General features: G+C 71.1%; 18 protein-coding genes. 16 read left to right on the forward strand and 2 right to left on the reverse strand.

Annotated features, from left to right (window positions below; translation table 11 throughout):
• The first annotated feature begins 183 nt into the window (after positions 1-183).
• Genes recA through dapF form a run of 5 tightly spaced genes read left to right on the forward strand, consistent with a single transcriptional unit; the run spans position 184 to position 5,542 of the window.
• Positions 184-1,245, forward strand: a complete 1,062-nt coding sequence (gene recA / locus BOSE127_RS14550; protein WP_027464767.1) for a recombinase RecA — start codon at positions 184-186, stop codon at positions 1,243-1,245.
• Positions 1,242-2,156, forward strand: a complete 915-nt coding sequence (locus BOSE127_RS14555; RefSeq protein ID WP_052481723.1) for a regulatory protein RecX — start codon at positions 1,242-1,244, stop codon at positions 2,154-2,156. Before recA ends, BOSE127_RS14555 begins: the two co-directional genes overlap by 4 nt.
• Before the next feature lie 26 nt (positions 2,157-2,182).
• On the forward strand, positions 2,183-3,679 hold the full coding sequence (miaB, locus tag BOSE127_RS14560; RefSeq protein WP_042538442.1) for a tRNA (N6-isopentenyl adenosine(37)-C2)-methylthiotransferase MiaB: 1,497 nt from the start codon (positions 2,183-2,185) through the stop codon (positions 3,677-3,679).
• Positions 3,666-4,655, forward strand: coding sequence for a tRNA (adenosine(37)-N6)-dimethylallyltransferase MiaA (gene miaA / locus BOSE127_RS14565; protein WP_236559562.1), 990 nt, complete (start codon positions 3,666-3,668; stop codon positions 4,653-4,655). Before miaB ends, miaA begins: the two co-directional genes overlap by 14 nt.
• Positions 4,652-5,542 (forward strand): diaminopimelate epimerase, encoded by an 891-nt coding sequence (gene dapF, locus BOSE127_RS14570; protein ID WP_042538440.1) that lies wholly within the window; start codon positions 4,652-4,654, stop codon positions 5,540-5,542. Before miaA ends, dapF begins: the two co-directional genes overlap by 4 nt.
• Positions 5,543-5,578: 36 nt before the next feature.
• On the opposite strand, the gene BOSE127_RS14575 is transcribed toward dapF, so the two are convergent.
• Positions 5,579-6,190 carry a class I SAM-dependent methyltransferase gene (locus tag BOSE127_RS14575; protein ID WP_159557765.1) on the reverse strand — a complete coding sequence of 204 codons (612 nt, stop codon included), beginning with the start codon at positions 6,188-6,190 and terminating at the stop codon, positions 5,579-5,581.
• 61 nt (positions 6,191-6,251) lie between these two features.
• Between BOSE127_RS14575 and hflX the strand changes: the two genes are divergently transcribed.
• The gene (gene hflX / locus BOSE127_RS14580; RefSeq protein ID WP_056071260.1) at positions 6,252-7,793 is read left to right on the forward strand and encodes a GTPase HflX; all 1,542 of its coding nucleotides are present in this window, start codon (positions 6,252-6,254) and stop codon (positions 7,791-7,793) included.
• Between the two features lie 209 nt (positions 7,794-8,002).
• Here hflX and lexA read toward each other — a convergent pair whose 3' ends face one another.
• Positions 8,003-8,647: a transcriptional repressor LexA gene (lexA, locus tag BOSE127_RS14585; RefSeq protein WP_017885907.1), complete on the reverse strand. Its 645-nt coding sequence runs from the start codon at positions 8,645-8,647 to the stop codon at positions 8,003-8,005.
• Between the two features lie 236 nt (positions 8,648-8,883).
• Between lexA and BOSE127_RS14590 the strand changes: the two genes are divergently transcribed.
• The 10 genes from BOSE127_RS14590 (at position 8,884) to BOSE127_RS17390 (ending at position 17,817) form a co-directional block, all read left to right on the forward strand.
• Entirely contained in the window at positions 8,884-9,261 is a 378-nt protein-coding gene (locus BOSE127_RS14590) for a LysM peptidoglycan-binding domain-containing protein (protein WP_056071257.1), read from the forward strand.
• Between the two features lie 64 nt (positions 9,262-9,325).
• A complete protein-coding gene (locus BOSE127_RS14595; RefSeq protein WP_159557767.1) occupies positions 9,326-10,432 on the forward strand; it encodes a histidinol-phosphate transaminase in 1,107 nt (368 codons plus the stop codon).
• Positions 10,429-11,031 carry an imidazoleglycerol-phosphate dehydratase HisB gene (gene hisB / locus BOSE127_RS14600; RefSeq protein ID WP_159557769.1) on the forward strand — a complete coding sequence of 201 codons (603 nt, stop codon included), beginning with the start codon at positions 10,429-10,431 and terminating at the stop codon, positions 11,029-11,031. The genes BOSE127_RS14595 and hisB overlap by 4 nt, the downstream gene beginning before the upstream one ends.
• The gene (gene hisH / locus BOSE127_RS14605) at positions 11,028-11,666 is read left to right on the forward strand and encodes an imidazole glycerol phosphate synthase subunit HisH (protein ID WP_042538434.1); all 639 of its coding nucleotides are present in this window, start codon (positions 11,028-11,030) and stop codon (positions 11,664-11,666) included. Before hisB ends, hisH begins: the two co-directional genes overlap by 4 nt.
• A 97-nt stretch (positions 11,667-11,763) precedes the next feature.
• Positions 11,764-12,510 (forward strand): bifunctional 1-(5-phosphoribosyl)-5-((5-phosphoribosylamino)methylideneamino)imidazole-4-carboxamide isomerase/phosphoribosylanthranilate isomerase PriA, encoded by a 747-nt coding sequence (priA, locus tag BOSE127_RS14610; protein WP_159557771.1) that lies wholly within the window; start codon positions 11,764-11,766, stop codon positions 12,508-12,510.
• A gap of 4 nt (positions 12,511-12,514) precedes the next feature.
• Positions 12,515-13,330 (forward strand): SseB family protein, encoded by an 816-nt coding sequence (locus BOSE127_RS14615; RefSeq protein ID WP_236559563.1) that lies wholly within the window; start codon positions 12,515-12,517, stop codon positions 13,328-13,330.
• Positions 13,331-13,389: 59 nt separating this feature from the next.
• Positions 13,390-14,265 carry a ParA family protein gene (locus BOSE127_RS14620; RefSeq protein ID WP_017885900.1) on the forward strand — a complete coding sequence of 292 codons (876 nt, stop codon included), beginning with the start codon at positions 13,390-13,392 and terminating at the stop codon, positions 14,263-14,265.
• Positions 14,249-15,052 carry a segregation and condensation protein A gene (locus BOSE127_RS14625; protein WP_017885899.1) on the forward strand — a complete coding sequence of 268 codons (804 nt, stop codon included), beginning with the start codon at positions 14,249-14,251 and terminating at the stop codon, positions 15,050-15,052. The genes BOSE127_RS14620 and BOSE127_RS14625 overlap by 17 nt, the downstream gene beginning before the upstream one ends.
• A complete protein-coding gene (scpB, locus tag BOSE127_RS14630) occupies positions 15,042-15,710 on the forward strand; it encodes an SMC-Scp complex subunit ScpB (RefSeq protein ID WP_017885898.1) in 669 nt (222 codons plus the stop codon). Before BOSE127_RS14625 ends, scpB begins: the two co-directional genes overlap by 11 nt.
• A 1,318-nt stretch (positions 15,711-17,028) precedes the next feature.
• Positions 17,029-17,817, forward strand: coding sequence for a pseudouridine synthase (locus BOSE127_RS17390; protein ID WP_228501111.1), 789 nt, complete (start codon positions 17,029-17,031; stop codon positions 17,815-17,817).
• Positions 17,818-17,830 lie beyond the last annotated feature (13 nt).

The raw sequence follows: 17,830 nt of genomic DNA on the forward strand, positions 1-17,830 counted from the left end.
GTCGCCCGGATGCTCCATCCACAGATCGCGTGACCGTCGGCAGTGATGTCGGTGGCTCGCCATAGGTTGATGGACATCGGGAACAGCCCGAAGCCTTGTCGCAGAACCATCGGCCTTGCACCATCGGCCGGCGTGGACGCGACAGCCTACAGGCGGCCGAACACGAGCACGAAGGAGCACCCCATGCCATCACCGGCAGACCGCGAAAAGGCCCTCGAGACCGCACTCGCACAGATAGACAGGCAGTTCGGCAAGGGTGCGATCATGCGCCTCGGTTCGGACGAACGCGCCCCCGTCAACGTCATCCAGACCGGGTCGGTGGCGCTGGACGTAGCGCTCGGCATCGGTGGCCTGCCCCGCGGCCGCATCGTCGAGATCTACGGCCCGGAGTCGTCGGGTAAGACGACCCTCACCATCCACGCCATCGCCAACGCCCAGCGCGCCGGTGGCATCGCGGCCTTCATCGACGCCGAGCACGCGCTCGACCCCGAGTACGCCAAGAAGCTCGGTGTCGACATCGACGCCCTGCTCGTGTCGCAGCCCGACACCGCCGAGCAGGCGCTCGAGATCGCGGACATGCTGGTCCGCTCCGGCTCCATCGACCTCATCGTCATCGACTCCGTCGCGGCCCTCGTGCCCCGTGCCGAGATCGAGGGCGAGATGGGTGACTCGCACGTCGGTCTGCAGGCCCGCCTCATGTCGCAGGCGCTGCGGAAGCTCGCCGGTGGCCTGAACCAGACGCAGACCACGATGATCTTCATCAACCAGCTGCGCGAGAAGATCGGCGTGTTCTTCGGTTCGCCGGAGACCACCTCGGGCGGTAAGGCGCTGAAGTTCTACGCGTCCGTCCGCCTCGACATCCGTCGCATCGAGACACTCAAGAGCGGTACCGACGCGGTGGGCAACCGAACGCGCGTCAAGGTCGTCAAGAACAAGATGGCGCCGCCCTTCAAGCAGGCCGAGTTCGACATCCTGTACGGCGTCGGCATCTCGCGCGAAGGCTCGCTGCTCGACTTCGGTGTCGACCACGGCATCGTCAAGAAGTCGGGCGCCTGGTACACGTACGACGGCGACCAGCTCGGGCAGGGCAAGGAGAACTCGCGTTCCTTCCTGATCCAGAACCCCGAGATCGCTGCCGACATCGAAGGCAAGATCCTCGCCAAGCTCGGCGTCGGTGGCGCCAAGGCCGAGGACGCTCCGGTCGAGTCGATCGCGCCGAAGCTCGCGGAGCGCAAGGGCGCGTGAGCACCGACCACGACGACGACGGCCTCGCACCGGTCACCGACCTGTTCGGTGCGAGGTCGCGTCGTCGCGCTCCCGTGACCCCGGTGACGCCCGCGATCCCCGCACCGCCGGTGTCACCGGACGAACCACGAGACGTCGACGGGTGGGCACTGCCCGAATCCGGCGACGCTCGGCCGGACGAGTTCCCGGCACCCTTCGACGCCGATTCGCCGGTGCCCCTGCACGGTGCCCGGGGCCCAGCAGCATGGGTGTCGCCCGTGATCGGTGACGGCAGCGGGCGCTCGACCCGGGCCGAGCAGGACGGCTACGACTCCGAGACCGCCGACGCCACCACCGCGTCGGTGTTCTCCATCGCCGGCGGCGAGGAGATCGACCCGGCCGACGCACCCCGTCCGCTCGACGAACAGCGCGCGGACGCCGAACGGCTCAGCCTCCGTGCCCTCGGGCGCAAGGGCGTGAGCGAGTCCGAGATGCGGACCCTGCTGCTGCAGCAGGACCTCGACCCCGACGTGGTCGAGCACGAGATCGAACGGTTGACCCGTGTCGGGCTCCTGGACGACGTCGCCCTCGCCACCGACCTGGTCGACCGGCTGCACGCGCGCAAGGGCCTCGGCCGCCAGGGGGTCGTCACCGAACTCCGACGCCGGGGGATCGACCAGGTGGCGATCGACACCGCACTCGACGAAGCCGCCGACGACGAGGACGACGAGTTCCTCCGCGCGCAGGAACTCGCCGACAAGCGAGCGCCGCAGATGCGCGGCCTCGACCGGGCCACCGCGGAACGCCGGCTGTCCGGCTTCCTGATGCGCAAGGGCTACAGCTCCGGCGTCGTCCGGATCGCTGTCGCACGCGCACTCGACGGCGGCGGCAGACGGCCGCCTTCCGGCCGCGGGACCGTGCGGTTCGAGTAGCCGCTCCGACCTACACTGGGACGACCATGGCCACCGTCGCAGCGCGCCCCCGCACCTACGAAGTCCGCACCTACGGGTGCCAGATGAACGTGCACGACTCCGAGCGGTTGAGCGGGTCGTTGCAGGCCGCGGGCTACACCGCGGCGGACGGCGAACAGGCCGACGTCGTCGTCATCAACACCTGTGCGGTGCGCGAGAACGCGGACAACCGGCTGTACGGCAACCTCGGACAACTCGCGGGCATCAAGCGCGATCACCCCGGCATGCAGATCGCCGTCGGCGGGTGCCTGGCGCAGAAGGACAAGAACGTCATCCTCGAGAAGGCGCCGTGGGTCGACGTGGTCTTCGGCACGCACAACATGGGATCGCTGCCGACCCTGCTCGAGCGGGCGCGGCACAACGACGAGGCGCAGATCGAGATCCTCGAGGCACTCGACGTCTTCCCGTCGACGCTGCCCACCAAGCGCGACTCGACGCACAGCGGCTGGGTCTCGATCTCGGTCGGTTGCAACAACACCTGCACGTTCTGCATCGTCCCCTCGCTGCGTGGCAAGGAGAAGGACCGCCGCCCCGGTGACGTCCTGGCCGAGATCCAGGCGCTCGTCGACGACGGTGCGATCGAGGTCACCCTGCTCGGGCAGAACGTGAACTCCTACGGCGTCGAGTTCGGCGACCGACAGGCGTTCGGCAAGCTGCTGCGGGCCACCGGTGGCATCCAGGGGCTGGAGCGCGTGCGTTTCACCAGCCCGCACCCGGCAGCGTTCACCGACGACGTCATCGACGCGATGGCCGAGACCCCGAACGTGATGCCCCAGCTGCACATGCCGCTGCAGTCGGGCTCCGACCGGGTGCTCAAGGCCATGCGCCGGAGCTACCGCAGCGAGCGGTTCCTCGGCATCCTCGACCGCGTCCGCGCGAAGATCCCGCACGCGGCGATCTCCACCGACATCATCGTCGGGTTCCCCGGCGAGACCGACGCCGACTTCGAGGACACCCTGCGTGTCGTCGAGCAGGCGCGGTTCGCCTCGGCGTTCACGTTCCAGTACTCGATCCGCCCCGGCACGCCCGCGGCGACGATGGACGACCAGCTGCCGAAGCACATCGTGCAGGAGCGGTACGAGCGACTCGTCGCCCTGCAGGAACGCATCACGGCGGAAGAGAACGCACAGCAGGTCGGCCGGAGCGTCGAGGTGCTCGTCGCCTCGGGTGAAGGCCGCAAGGACGACGCCACCCGCCGGCTCTCCGGTCGCGCGGAGGACTCCCGGCTCGTGCACTTCACGGTGCCCGCCGGGTCCGCGGTCCCGCGCCCCGGCGACGTCGTCACCGTCGACATCACCCGGGCGGCCCCGCACTTCCTGCTCGCCGACGACGACGCCCCGCTGCGCATCCGACGAACCCGGGCCGGAGATGCCTGGGACCGCGCGCAGGCCGAGAGCTGCGGCGTGCCCACCCCGGCCGGCGCCGCAGCCGACGGCCCACGTCCGGTCTCGCTCGGGCTGCCCACGCTCCGTGTCGGACGCTGAGCCCACCGCTGGCGTGCCGTCGAGCGGCTCGACGCTCGGGTCCGGTACCGGCGCCGAGGCCGACCTGATCGCGGTCGTCGGAGCCACGGGCACGGGGAAGTCCGACCTCGGCATCGCGATCGCCGAGCGCCTGCGTGCCACCGGTCGCAACGCGGAGATCATCAACGCGGACGCCATGCAGCTGTACCGCGGCATGGACATCGGCACCGCGAAGCTCCCGCTGGCCGAGCGGCACGGCATCCCGCACCACCAGCTCGACGTGCTCGACGTCACCGACGAGGCGAGCGTCGCCGCCTACCAGGTGGCTGCACGCACCGACGTCGACCGGATCCAGGCCGACGGTGGCGTGGCCGTCCTGGTCGGGGGCAGCGGGCTCTACGTCTCCGCGGTGCTGTTCGACCTGGCGTTCCCGGGCACCGACCCCGAGCTCCGTGCGCAGCTGGAGCGCGAGCACGACGCGCTCGGCCCGGGCATCCTGCTCGAACGGCTCCGTGCCCTCGACGCGGCGGCCGCCGCGACGATCGACGCACGCAACCCACGGCGGTTGATCCGTGCACTCGAGATCGCGAGCCGATCCGAGGTCGTGACCCCGAGCCTCCCGGCCGCGCCCCGCGCCTGGCGACCGTCCCGCATCCTGCACCTGCGACGCGACCGGGAGCAGCTCGTGTCGGCGCTGCACGAGCGCGCGGCGCGGATGTTCGACGCCGGACTCGTCGACGAGGTCGCGGCGCTCCGCGGGCTGGGACTCGAGCAGGGCCGGACCGCGCGTGGCGCCATCGGGTACTCGCAGGCGCTCGAGGTGCTCGCCGGCACGTCGACCCGCGAGCAGGCCGTCGAGGCGACGGGCATCGCGACCCGCAAGTACGCCCGCCGGCAGGTGTCGTGGTTCCGCCGGTACGCCGACGCCGAGACGCTCGACGTCACCGGGGCCGACCGCGGTGACCTGACGGAACTGGCCCGTAGGATCGTGCCGTGACCGAGTTGCACTTCACCAAGGGCCAGGGGACCGGCAACGACTTCGTCCTGTTCGCCGACCCCGACGCCACCGTCGACCTGACCCCCGAGCGGATCCGTGCCATCGCGGACCGACGCTTCGGCGTGGGCGGGGACGGCGTGATCCGCGCGGTGCGGTCCGAAGCGATCCCCGAGGGCCGCGCGCTCGTCGCCGTCGAACCCGAGGCGACGTGGTTCATGGACTACCACAACGCCGACGGCACGGTCGCCGAGATGTGCGGCAACGGCATCCGCGTGTTCGCCCGGTACCTGACCGAGTCCGGCCTGGTCGAACTGGCGCCCGGCGAGACGCTGACGGTCGGCAGCCGCAAGGGGCTGGTCGACATCCAGCGCACCACGAACGGGTTCGCGGCCGACCTCGGCCGCTGGGGCCTGGGCATCGAGGGCGGCGGATCCGACGACGTGCTCGTCCGGGCGAAGAACCTCGACGGTGCGCGCCCCGGCATCGGCATCGACGTGGGCAACCCGCACGTGGTCGTCGCCGTCGAGACCGAGGACGAACTGGCCGACCTCGACCTGACGTTCCTGCCGGTGCTCGAACCGGCGCCCGAGCACGGTGCGAACGTCGAGTTCGTGCTGCCCGGCGACCCGCTCATCAAGGACGGCGTCGGCGAGATCACGATGCGGGTGCACGAGCGGGGGAGCGGTGAGACCCTGTCGTGCGGCACCGGTGCCGTGGCGGCTGCCCTCGCCACGCGCTACTGGGTCGGTGCGGGGGCGCCGGACACCTGGCGCGTGCGGGTGCCGGGCGGGCTGCTCACGGTGCGGATGACGGCGACCGAGGACGGCGAGCACGTGTCGCTGTCCGGGCCCGCCGAGCTCGTGTTCTCCGGCGACCTGACGGTCTGACGGTCTGACGCGCTGCGCGGGCGCGTCGCGCGCGCTCTACGCGCTGCGCTGCACCCGGAGGACGCGGAATCCCTTGGCCGTCGACTCGCGCGTGACTGCGAAGCCCGGACCGAGGGCGCCGACGAGCCACTTCTGCAGGGAGTCACCCCCGAGGTCCTTCGACACGACGAGCCAGGCATCGCCCCCGACCTCGAGCCGGGGCAGCCACGTCAGCAGGATCTGGTGCAGCTCGTCCTTGCCGACCCGGATCGGCGGGTTCGACCAGATCGTCCGGAAGCGCAGGTCTGCCGGCACGTCGTCGGGCAGCGCGATCGTGACGTTCGCAGCTCCGGCCGTCGCTGCGTTGGCCCGGGCGAGTCCCAGCACCCGCTCGTTGACGTCGACGCCCCAGACGTGGGCGTCGGGGGACTGCAGCGCCATGGTGATCGCGATCGGCCCCCAGCCGCAGCCGATGTCGAGCAGCGCTCCGTCAGCAGCGGGTGCCGGCACCGAACCGAGCAGGACCTTCGTGCCGCGGTCGACGCCGTCGGGACTGAAGACCCCCGCCGCGGTCGACAGGGTGAGGGGCTGACCGGCGAGCGTGACGTCCACCTGGCGGGGCCGGACGTCGCTCTCGGGGTTGGCCGAGAAGTAGTGGTCGTTCGCCATGGATGAACCGTACCGGCAACCGAGTGTGTCGACGGGCCTGCGGAGGTAGCCTGTGCACAGGATGACGGATACCCATCAGCAGAACCACCAGACCAACGACGACAGCGCAGACGGTGTCGTCGAGAGGGTGTTGCGCAACGCAGACCACCGCGCAGCATCGTCCATCTTCGCGCCCGCCCAGGCGATCCAGACGCGGTCGACCGACGATCGCAGCTGGACGGGCGACGGCGACCAGTACGACCGTGAGGACCGTGCGGCGCTGCGCCGTGTCGCCGGCCTCTCCACCGAGCTCGAGGACGTCACCGAGGTCGAGTACCGCCAGCTGCGGCTCGAGCAGGTCGTCCTGATCGGCGTGTACCCCCAGGGCGACGCGCAGGACGCCGAGAACTCCCTCCGCGAGCTCGCGGCACTCGCCGAGACCGCGGGTGCCGTGGTGCTCGACGGGCTCCTCCAGCGCCGGCCGAACCCGGACCCGGCCACCTACCTGGGCAAGGGCAAAGCCCAGGAGCTCGCGATGGTCGTCAAGGCCACCGGTGCCGACACCGTCATCGCCGACACCGAACTGGCACCCTCGCAGCGTCGTGCGCTCGAGGACGTCGTGAAGGTGAAGGTCATCGACCGCACGGCCGTGATCCTCGACATCTTCAGCCAGCACGCGAAGACCCGCGAGGGGAAGGCGCAGGTCGAACTCGCCCAGCTGCAGTACCTGCTGCCTCGACTGCGCGGTTGGGGTGACTCGATGTCCCGGCAGGCCGGTGGCCAGGTCTCCGGAGGCGCTGGCATGGGCTCTCGTGGCCCCGGTGAGACGAAGATGGAGCTCGACCGCCGCAAGATCCACACGCGGATGGCGAAGCTCCGCCGGCAGATCGCCGGGTTCACCCCGGCCCGTGAGGCCAAGCGTGCTGAGCGCAACCGCAACGAGGTGCCGAGCGTCGCGATCGCGGGCTACACCAACGCCGGCAAGTCGTCACTGCTCAACCGACTGACGAGCGCGGGTGTGCTCGTGCAGAACCAGCTGTTCGCGACGCTGGACGCGACGGTCCGCAGGACCGAGAGCACCAAGGGCCGCGAGTACACGTTCGCCGACACCGTCGGCTTCGTGCGCAACCTGCCGCACCAGCTGGTCGAGGCCTTCCGCTCCACCCTCGAAGAGGTCGGCGACGCCGACGTCATCGTGCACGTGGTCGACGGCTCGCACCCCGACCCCGGGGCGCAGCTGTCCACCGTTCGCGAGGTCATCGGTGACGTCGGTGCGGGCGACATCCCGGAGGTCGTCGTGTTCAACAAGGCCGACCTGATCGACGACGCGCAGCGCCTCGTGCTCATCGGGCTCGTGCCGGACGCGGTGTTCGTTTCGGCGCGCACCGGTGAGGGCATCCCGGAGCTCCTCAGCGTCATCGAGGACCGCCTGCCCGAGCCCGACGTGGACCTGACGATCGTGGTGCCGTACGACCGCGGTGACCTGGTGTCGTCGCTGCACGACACCGGCTCGGTCGAGTCCGTCGACTACGTCGAGGACGGCACGCGCCTGCGGGTGCGCGTCTTCCAACGGCAGGTCACCGAGCTCGAGCCCTACGTGGTCACGCCCGTCCCGACCGTCTGACCCTCGGCTCCGACTGGCGCTGGCAACTGGCTGGCGCTGGTGAGCGCTGCCGCGCGGCCTGGAGGCCCGTCACAGGTCCGTCAGACGCCGTCGTGTCACCGAGACACCCCGGAACACACGAAACGCCGCCAAATCCGGCGGCGTTTCGTCGTGCAGGGGGCGTCGTACGGTGACGACGGCGTCCCGCGCCGGTGCGGCGCGAGCAGTAATCAGAGGGAGCGGAGGACCGCGACGACCTTGCCGAGCACCGAGGCCGCGTCGCCGAGGATCGGCTCGAAGGCGGAGTTCCGAGGCAGCAGCCACGTGTGGCCGTCGCGCTGGCGGAAGACCTTGACGGTCGCCTCTTCGTCGAGCATGGCCGCGACGATGTCCCCGTTCTCGGCGGTCTGCTGCGACCGGACGACGACCCAGTCGCCGTCGCAGATCGCGGCGTCGATCATCGACTCACCGACGACCTTGAGCATGAAGAGCTCGCCGGTGCCGACGAGCTGGCGGGGGAGCGGGATGATCTCGTCGACGTGCTGCTCGGCGGTGATCGGGACACCGGCGGCGATCCGGCCGACGAGCGGCACGAGCGTCGTGGCGTCGATGTCCGGGCCGCCGACGTCGGAGGTCGGCTCGTCAACCAGGACCTCGAGCGCACGCGGGCGGTTCGGGTCGCGGCGGATCCAGCCACCGAGCTCGAGCTGGCCGAGCTGGTGGGAGACGCTGGAGAGCGAGGAGAGCCCGGCGGCGTCGCCGATCTCGCGCATGCTCGGCGGGTAGCCCCGCGAGGCGATCGACGCACGGATCGCGTCGAAGATCGCCTGCTGCTTCGGCGTCAGCGGCTTCTGGCCCCGCAGTTCGTCCACCACGTCGTCTCGCTTTCGTCGGTGCCGGTCCGGCCGCGGCGGGAATGTCGGTGGTCCCCGTCAGGCTTGTCCCAGTCGATCGAAACAGTATCCGACCAGCCAGGGCCGGACAAACACCTGTTCGAGCGTGTCGCAAGAAAACCCCGCAGAAATCCTCTCCCAGGACTTGTGCGTCATCTGATTCGAAACTATGTTCGGTACAGGACTTCGGTTCCACCGAACGGGAAGGCAAGAACGACATGAGCACCATCGCCATCGCTGACATCCAGCGCACCGCGGCGCCCGCCGTGCGTACCCGCCTGCGTCTGACGCGTCGCGGCCGCATCGTCTTCACGACGCTCGCCGCGATCCCGCTCCTCGTCGTCGTCGCCCTCGGCGTGCTGAACGGTGGACAGGCCTCGGCCGGTGACGCCACCGCCGGCGGCGCCCGCACCCACTTCGAGACCGTGACGATCCAGCCGGGCGAGACGCTCTGGCAGCTCGCCGAGCAGACCGCCCCCGACTCCGACCCGCGCGACTTCGTGCAGGACGTCGTCAGCCTCAACGCGCTCGACGGTTCGGCGCTGCAGGCCGGCGAAGAGCTCTCCATCCCCACCAAGTACACCGACGGCGAGTAGTCACTCGGGCAGCCCCGTCCAGACGGCTGGTCGTCGCACGGTGACAGCGGCCTACGATGGATCGGTGGCATTCACGCTCGAAGACCTCCCGATCCGAGACGACCTGCGCGGGCAGAGCCCCTACGGCGCCCCGCAGAAGCACGTCCGCGTGCAGCTGAACGTCAACGAGAACACGCATCCCGTTCCGGACGACGTCGCCGCCGACATCGTCGAGTCGATCCGGCAGGCCCTGCTGACGGTCAACCGGTACCCGGATCGCGAGTTCACCGAGCTCCGCCAGTCCCTGGCGGACTACCTCGGGCACGACCTGAGCGCCGAGCAGCTCTGGGCGGCGAACGGGTCGAACGAGGTGTTGCAGCAGCTCCTGCAGGCGTTCGGCGGGCCCGGTCGCTCGGTCCTCGGGTTCCCGCCCACCTACCCGATGCACTCGATCCTCGCGTCGGGTACCGGCACCACGTGGATCCCGGCCCAGCGGGACGACGAGTTCCGCATCTCGCCCGAGACCGTCGTCGCAGCCATCCGCGACCACAAGCCCGACATCGTGTTCCTGTGCGGGCCGAACAACCCGACGGGCACCCCGCTCGACATCGAGACGATCGCGGCCGCCTACGACGCGACCGACGGCATCGTGATGGTGGACGAGGCCTACGCCGAGTTCATGCCGTCCGACGCTCCGAGCGCGCTCACGCTGCTGCCCGGACGTGAGCGCCTGGTGGTGTCCCGCACGATGAGCAAGGCGTTCGCGTTCGCCGGTGCCCGAGTCGGGTACATGGCCGCGCACCCCGCCGTCGTCGACGCCGTCCGGTTGGTCCGGCTGCCGTACCACCTGTCCGCGCTGACGCAGGCGGCAGCGATCGCGGCACTCCGGCACGCCCCCGAGATGCTGGCGATGGTCGACGACATCAAGGCGCAGCGCGACCGCATGGTCACCGAGCTGCGGGCCATGGGATACCGGACCTACGAGACCTGGTCGAACTTCGTCCTGTTCGGCGGAGTCGCCGACCCGAACGCTGCGTTCGAGGCGCTGCTCGAGCGCGACGTCATCGTGCGCGACCTCGGGATCCCGAACCACCTGCGGGTGAGTGCGGGGACCGAAGCCGAGACGACCGCGTTCCTCGACGCCATGCGGCAGGTCGCCGCCGAGCAGCCGCCGGTTAGGGTTGACGCATGACCGCCCGCACCGCCTCGATCAGCCGTTCGACGAGCGAATCGAGTGTCGAACTCGAGCTCGACCTGGACGGCACCGGGACCTCGTCGATCTCGACCTCCGTCCCGTTCTTCGACCACTTGCTGACCGCGTTCAGCAAGCACTCCCTGATCGACCTGCGCGTGCGCTCCACGGGTGACACCGACATCGACGTGCACCACACGGTCGAGGACACCGGCATCGTGCTCGGACAGGCGATCAAGCAGGCCCTCGGCGACCGGTCCGGCATCGGCCGGTACGGCGATGCCCTGGTCCCGTTGGACGAAGCGCTGGCCCAGGCCGTCGTCGACGTCTCCGGGCGTCCGTTCCTGGTGCACTCCGGCGAGCCCGCGGGCTTCGAGTTCCACCGCATCGGCGGGCACTTCACCGGCTCGATGGTCCGCCACGTGTTCGAGGCGATCACGTTCAACGCCGGGATCACCGTCCACGTCCGCGTGCTCGAGGGCCGCGACCCCCACCACATCGCCGAAGCCGAGTTCAAGGCGTTCGCCCGGGCCATGCGCAAGGCGGTCGAGCTGGACCCGCGCGTCGACGGCATCCCGTCCACGAAGGGCGCCCTGTGACCGCCACCAAGCCGAACGTCGTCGTCCTCGACTACGGGTCGGGCAACGTCCACTCCGCCGCCAAGGCGCTCGAGCGCGCCGGGGCTGACGTCACCCTGACCTCGGACAAGCAGGCGGCGCTCAAGGCTGACGGCCTGCTCGTCCCCGGTGTCGGGGCGTTCGCGGCTGTCATCGACCAGCTCGAGGGCGTGCAGGGCGGCGAGATCGTCGACCACCGCCTGGCAGGCGGGCGCCCGGTGCTCGGCATCTGCGTCGGCATGCAGGTCCTGTTCTCGCGGGGCATCGAGCGTGGTGCCGACGTCGAAGGGCTCGGCCAGTGGCCCGGCACCGTGCAGGAGATCCAGGCCGAGGTGCTCCCGCACATGGGCTGGAACACCGTGCAGGCGCCCGAGGACTCCGTGCTGTTCGACGGCCTGCACGACGAGCGCTTCTACTTCGTGCACTCCTACGGCGTGACCGACTTCCCGCTCGAGGCGTACGGGCCGTTCCGTGCGCCCCGCCTGACCTGGGCCGAGCACGGGCAGCCGTTCATCGCCGCGGTCGAGAACGGGCCGCTCACCGCCACGCAGTTCCACCCCGAGAAGTCCGGCGAGCCGGGCATCCGCCTGCTCTCCAACTGGGTCCGCTCGCTCTGAACCCGGCGCGCACCGGGCGCGACGGCCGTGCCGGACGCGCCCCGGGCCTCCCGGCTGTCCGCAGCCCCTTCTCCACCGCAACGAAACCGACAGGACCATGACCGACCTCACCGACACCCCGCCCCTCGTCCTGCTGCCGGCCGTCGACGTCGTCGACGGACAGGCCGTGCGACTCACCCAGGGCGAGGCGGGCAGCGAGACCGGCTACGGCGACCCCGTCGCCGCTGCCCGCACCTGGCGTGACCAGGGCGCGGAGTGGATCCACCTCGTCGACCTCGACGCCGCCTTCGGCCGTGGCGACAACCGCCGGGTGATCGCGCACGCGATCCGCGAGGTCGAGGGGGTCTCCGTCGAACTCTCCGGCGGCATCCGCGACGACGCCTCGCTCGAAGCGGCCCTGGCGACCGGTGCGGCGCGCGTGAACCTCGGCACCGCAGCGCTCGAGTACCCCGACTGGGCCGCGCGGGTGATCGGCGAGTACGGCGAGCAGATCGCCGTCGGGCTGGACGTCCGCGGCACCACGCTGTCGAGCCGCGGCTGGACCGAGGATGCCGGTGACCTGTGGGAGGTGCTCGACCGCCTCGAAGCCGCCGGGTGTGCCCGCTACGTGGTGACCGACGTCACGAAGGACGGCACGCTGCAGGGCCCGAACGTCGAACTGCTCCGCCAGGTGTGCGACCGGACCGACCAGCCCGTGGTGGCCTCGGGCGGGATCTCCACCCTCGATGACCTCCGTGCGCTCCGCGAACTCGTGCCGTACGGGCTCGAAGGCGCGATCATCGGCAAGGCGCTGTACTCCGGGGCGTTCACGCTGCCGGCCGCTCTCGACATCGCCTCGGAGTAACGCCGTGGCGGGCATCTCGAACGGTCGTGGCACCGGGCCGGAGACCGACGACGCGCACACCCCGGGTGGGGCGGCGGACTCGGCGGGGTTCTCGTGGGAAGGCCGCACGTTCGACCACCACGACACCGCGTTCGCGGACGACGACGGACTCGCCGACCCCGCGGTGGTCGCGGCCATCGGCTCACTCGCCGACGGTGCGTCCCAGGCCGCGATCGTCGATGCGCTCCGCTCCGCCCGCCTGCTCATCCCGCTCATCGCCGAGGCCGGCGACGTGGGGGAGACCGACGCGGGCAAGCTCGTCGACAAGACCCAGGAACTCTCGATCGTGACGGTCGCCGGCCCCGACGGTCGCAGCGTGATGCCCGCGTTCACCTCGGTCGACGCCGTGCACGCGTGGGACCCGGACGCGCGCCCCGTGCCGGTGGAGTCCCGCCGCGTGGCGATGGCCGCGGCGAGCGAGGACACCCAGCTCGTCGTGCTCGACCCGAAGTCGCCGACCGAGTTCGTGCTGCGTCGTCCGGCGGTGTGGGCACTCGGGCAGGACCTGCCGTGGACCCCGTGCTTCGAGGACCCCGAGGTGGCCCGTGCCTTCGCGGCCTCGGTCGAAGGGGAGCCCAGCGTGTCCCGTGTCGAACTCGCGCCGGGCGACCCGGTCGGCCGGTTCGCCGGACCGGAGCTGACGGTGGGCCTGGCGCTGCACCCGGGGCTCGACCGCGAGCAGGTCGGCGAGCTCGTCGGCCGGCTGCAGCAGCGGTGGTCGGCCGACCCCGTGATCGCGGAGCGGGTCGACAGCATGCGCGTCGCCCTGCGCGCTGCCTGACGAGCAGCAGTGCGGCGGTGCGACCCGGCCCACCCCGACGTCGCCGGTACGATGACGGGGTGAGCCCGAACCCGACGACCAACCCCACCGGCGCGACCACCCACGGTCCGACGGGGCGTCCCGTCCGGGACTTCCCCGTGCCCGAGGAGCTCGACAGCACCGGACCCGCCCGCATCATCGCGCTCTGCAACCAGAAGGGCGGCGTCGGCAAGACCACGACCGCCATCAACCTGGGTGCCGCGCTCGCGGAGTACGGCCGCAAGGTGCTCGCCGTGGACTTCGACCCGCAGGGTGCGCTGTCTGCCGGCCTCGGTGTCCGCACCCACGACATCCACACCGTCTACGACCTGCTGATGGGTGCCGTGAAGGACCCGAACCAGGTCATCCAGCCGACGAACACCCCCGGCCTCGACGTCATCCCGGCGAACATCGACCTGTCCGCGGCCGAGGTGCACCTGGTCAACGAGGTCGCCCGCGAGCAGATCCTGGCGAGCGTGCTGCGCAAGGTCGCGAACGACTACGACGTGATCCTGGTCGACTGCCAGCCGTCGCTCGGCCTGCTCACCGTGAACGCCCTGACCGCTGCACACGGCGTGCTCATCCCGCTCGAGTGCGAGTTCTTCGCGCTGCGCGGTGTCGCGCTGCTCATCGAGACGATCGACAAGGTGCGCGACCGCCTGAACCCGGCGCTCAAGCTCGACGGCATCCTGGCGACCATGTACGACTCGCGCACGCTGCACTCGCGCGAAGTCATGGAGCGGGTCGTCGACACCTTCGACGACCGCGTGCTCGACACCGTCATCGGCCGCACCGTGAAGTTCCCGGACGCCACGGTGTCCGCACGACCGATCACGCAGACCGCGCCGGACCACCCTGCCGCCCACGCCTACCGGCAGCTCGCACGAGAGCTCGTCCAGCGTGGCGCCGTCGCCTGAGCCGGGGTTCCGGGTCCGGCTCACCAACTTCGACGGACCGTTCGACCTCCTGCTGTCGCTCATCACGAAGCACGAGCTCGACATCACCGAGGTCTCGCTCGGTGCCGTGACGGGGGAGTTCATCCAGTACGTCCGGCAGGCCGAGTCCGCCGACGAGCTCGACGAGGCCAGCGAGTTCCTGGTCGTCGCGGCGACCCTGCTCGACCTGAAGATCGTCGGGCTGCTGCCGCAGGGTGAGCTCGTGGACGCCGAGGACGTCGCCCTGCTCGAAGCCCGCGACCTGCTGTTCGCCCGACTGCTGCAGTACCGGGCGTTCAAGCAGGCCGCCGACTGGTTCGGGGAGCGGTGGGGCATCGAGTCGCGCCGGCACGTCCGCAGCGTCCGGCTCGAGGAGCGGTTCCGCGCGCGGACGCCGGAGCTCGTCTGGACCCTGTCCGTGCAGGACTTCGCCGCCCTCGCCACGCTCGCCTTCGCCCCGCGGGAGATCCCGACCGTCGGCCTGGACCACCTGCACGCGCCGCTCATCAGCATCCGAGAGCAGGCCGCGATCGTCGTCTCGATCCTCCGCACCCGTGATGGTGAGGGTGTCTCGTTTCGCGAACTGGTCGCGGGCGTCGACCAGACCGGTATCGTGGTGGCTCGCTTCCTCGCGATCCTCGAGCTGTACCGGAACGCGTCGATCTCGTTCGAGCAGCTCGAGCCGCTCGGGGAGCTGACACTGCGGTGGACCGCCGAGGACTGGTCCGACGAGAGCCTCGCGAACCTGGGAGCCGACTATGACGGATGACGTGCACGACACGTCCAGCGCCGAACCCGGCGGCGCCGACGAGATGGCCGACGCCCGCGCGATCGAGCACGAGATCCACGACCCCGCCATCCCGCTCGACCGCCAGCTCGAGGCCATCCTGATGATCGCGGACGAGCCCCAGTCGCTCGTCGCGCTCGGTGCCGCCGTCGGTTCGCCCGTCCCCGCCGTGCGCCAGGCGATCGAACGCCTGGTCGCGGACTTCGACGGTGTCGACGGCACGATCCGCCGCGGCTTCGAACTGCGCGAGGTCGGGGGCGGCTGGCGCTTCTACGTCCGCGCCGACCTGGACCCCGTGGTCGAGCAGTTCGTCGAGGCCGAGCGCCCCTCGCGGCTGTCGCAGGCCGCACTCGAGACCCTGGCGGTCGTCGCCTACAAGCAGCCGATCACCCGATCGCAGATCGCTGCGATCCGCGCCGTCAACGTCGACGGCGTCGTCCGGACCCTGGTGGCACGCGGCCTCATCGAGGAGTCGTTCACCGACGCCGAGACCGGCGCCATCAACTACGTCACGTCCGACCTGCTCCTGCAGCAGCTCGGCATCAACTCGCTCGACGAGCTGCCGCTCATCTCGCCCCTCCTGGACGACGGTGCGGACGGCTTCGAGCAGAACGAAAGGATCCCCGATGGCAGGGTTTGACGACCGGGGGCGCGGCGCGCCCCGAGACCGAGACGACCGCAACGGACGCTCAGGAGGCCCAGATCGCTCCGGCCGCCCGGCCGGCGGACGCGGCGGGGCCGGCTCCGGTGCCGGTGGCCGCTCCGGCGGGTACGGTCGCGACGACCGTGGGGGCGCACGCCCGCCGCGGGACGACGACCGTCGTGGCGGGTACCCGTCGCGTGACGACCGTGGCGGCGACCGTGGTGGGTATCGCGGGGCTTCGGCTCCGCGTGACGACCGTGGTGGCGACCGTGGTGGGTACCGCGGGGCTTCGGCTCCGCGTGACGACCGTGGTGGCGACCGTGGTGGGTACCGCGGGGCTTCCGCTCCGCGTGACGACCGTGGTGGGTACCGCGGGGCTTCGGCACCGCGCGATGACCGTGGTGGCTACCGGGGCCGCGATGACCGGTCCGGTGGCGGCGACCGCGGCGGGTACCGCGGCAACTCCGCTCCGCGTGACGACCGCGGCGGCTACCGCGGCCGTGACGACCGTGGTGCGTCCGCTCCGCGTGACGACCGCGGCGGCTACCGGGGTCGTGACGACCGTTCCGGTGGCGGCGACCGTGGTGGGTACCGGGGCAACTCGGCTCCGCGTGACGACCGTGGTGGCTACCGGGGCCGTGACGACCGTGGCGCTTCGGCTCCGCGCGATGACCGTGGTGGGTACCGGGGCAACTCGGCTCCGCGTGACGACCGTGGTGGCTACCGGGGTCGCGACGACCGCGGGAGCGCGGCTCCGCGTGACGACCGTGGTGGCTACCGCGGCAACTCGGCTCCGCGTGACGACCGTGGTGGCTACCGCGGCCGTGACGACCGCGGGGCTCCGGCTGCGCGTGAGGACCGTGGCGGGTACCGGGGTCGCGACGACCGATCCGGTGGCGGCGACCGCGGTGGGTACCGCGGCGACTCCGCTCCGCGTGACGACCGTGGTGGGTACCGGGGTCGTGACGACCGTGGGGCTTCGGCACCGCGTGACGACCGTGGTGGCTACCGCGGCCGTGACGACCGCACCAGGTCGGCACCCCGTGACGACCGTCGGGACGACCGCGGCCGCGACGACCGCCGCACCCCCGACGGCCAGCAGAGCCGCGTCTGGCACAACGGCCGCCGCTACGTCGGCGGCACCACGAGCGTCCGCAACAGCGACCGCACCACGCCGAAGCCGAGCGGGCAGCGCGACGACCGGGGCAACCCGGCCGAGGGCACGCCCGAGCGGCCGATCATCGAGGACTGGGACGCGGCGGACGGAACGGCGCCTGCCGGGGCCGAGCCGGGCCTCCAGGCAGAGGGCGAGCGCCTGCAGAAGGTGATCGCCGCTGCCGGCGTGGCATCCCGCCGGGTCGCGGAGAACCTGATCGTCGAGGGTCGCGTGACGGTCAACGGCGAGGTCGTGGACGCCCTCGGGCGTCGCGTCGACCCCGAGAAGGACGCGATCAGCGTCGACGGTGTGCCGGTGCAGATCGACTCGTCTCGGCGCTACATCGTGCTGAACAAGCCGACCGGCGTCGTCTCGAGCCTGCAGGACGAGCGCGGGCGCCGCGACCTGACCGAGTTCGTGGACCGCTACGAGGAGCGCCTGTTCAACGTCGGCCGTCTCGACGCCGAGACCTCCGGGCTGCTCGTCCTGACGAACGACGGCGACCTGGCACACGTGCTGGCACACCCGTCGTTCGGCGTGCAGAAGACGTACATCGCGAAGGTCCACGGCAACGTGAACCCCGCCGTGGTGCAGCGCCTGACCGAGGGCGTCGAGCTCGAGGACGGTCCGATCAAGGCCGACAAGGTGCGGCTGCTCGAGTCCTCGCGGGGTGAGTCGCTCGTCGAGATCACCCTGCACTCCGGCCGCAACCGCATCGTCCGACGCATGCTCGAGGCCGTCGACCACCCGGTCCTCGAACTCGTCCGCCGGTCGTTCGGGCCGCTGCACCTGGGCAGCCTGCCGCCGGGCAAGATGCGCGAGCTCGGCACGGTCGAGGTCGGCAAGCTGCTCAGCACCGTCCGCGACGCGAAGCCGTCCGCTCGTGACGACCGCGACGTCGCACTCGACCAGGACGACGACGAGTACGAGGACGAGTCGGCGGACTGACCGACCCCGACGC

Source organism: Curtobacterium sp. 8I-2 (assembly GCF_902506155.1).
Classification (GTDB): Bacteria; Actinomycetota; Actinomycetes; order Actinomycetales; family Microbacteriaceae; genus Curtobacterium; species Curtobacterium poinsettiae.

Coding starts and splice junctions, on each gene's coding strand:
- scpB (WP_017885898.1), top strand. CDS start 15,042: ATGACGGATGACGTGCACGACACGTCCAGCGCCGAACCCGGCGGCGCC.
- BOSE127_RS14575 (WP_159557765.1), bottom strand. CDS start 6,190: ATGGCGAACGACCACTACTTCTCGGCCAACCCCGAGAGCGACGTCCGG.
- priA (WP_159557771.1), top strand. CDS start 11,764: ATGACCGACCTCACCGACACCCCGCCCCTCGTCCTGCTGCCGGCCGTC.
- miaB (WP_042538442.1), top strand. CDS start 2,183: ATGGCCACCGTCGCAGCGCGCCCCCGCACCTACGAAGTCCGCACCTAC.
- hisB (WP_159557769.1), top strand. CDS start 10,429: ATGACCGCCCGCACCGCCTCGATCAGCCGTTCGACGAGCGAATCGAGT.
- BOSE127_RS14590 (WP_056071257.1), top strand. CDS start 8,884: ATGAGCACCATCGCCATCGCTGACATCCAGCGCACCGCGGCGCCCGCC.
- recA (WP_027464767.1), top strand. CDS start 184: ATGCCATCACCGGCAGACCGCGAAAAGGCCCTCGAGACCGCACTCGCA.
- hflX (WP_056071260.1), top strand. CDS start 6,252: ATGACGGATACCCATCAGCAGAACCACCAGACCAACGACGACAGCGCA.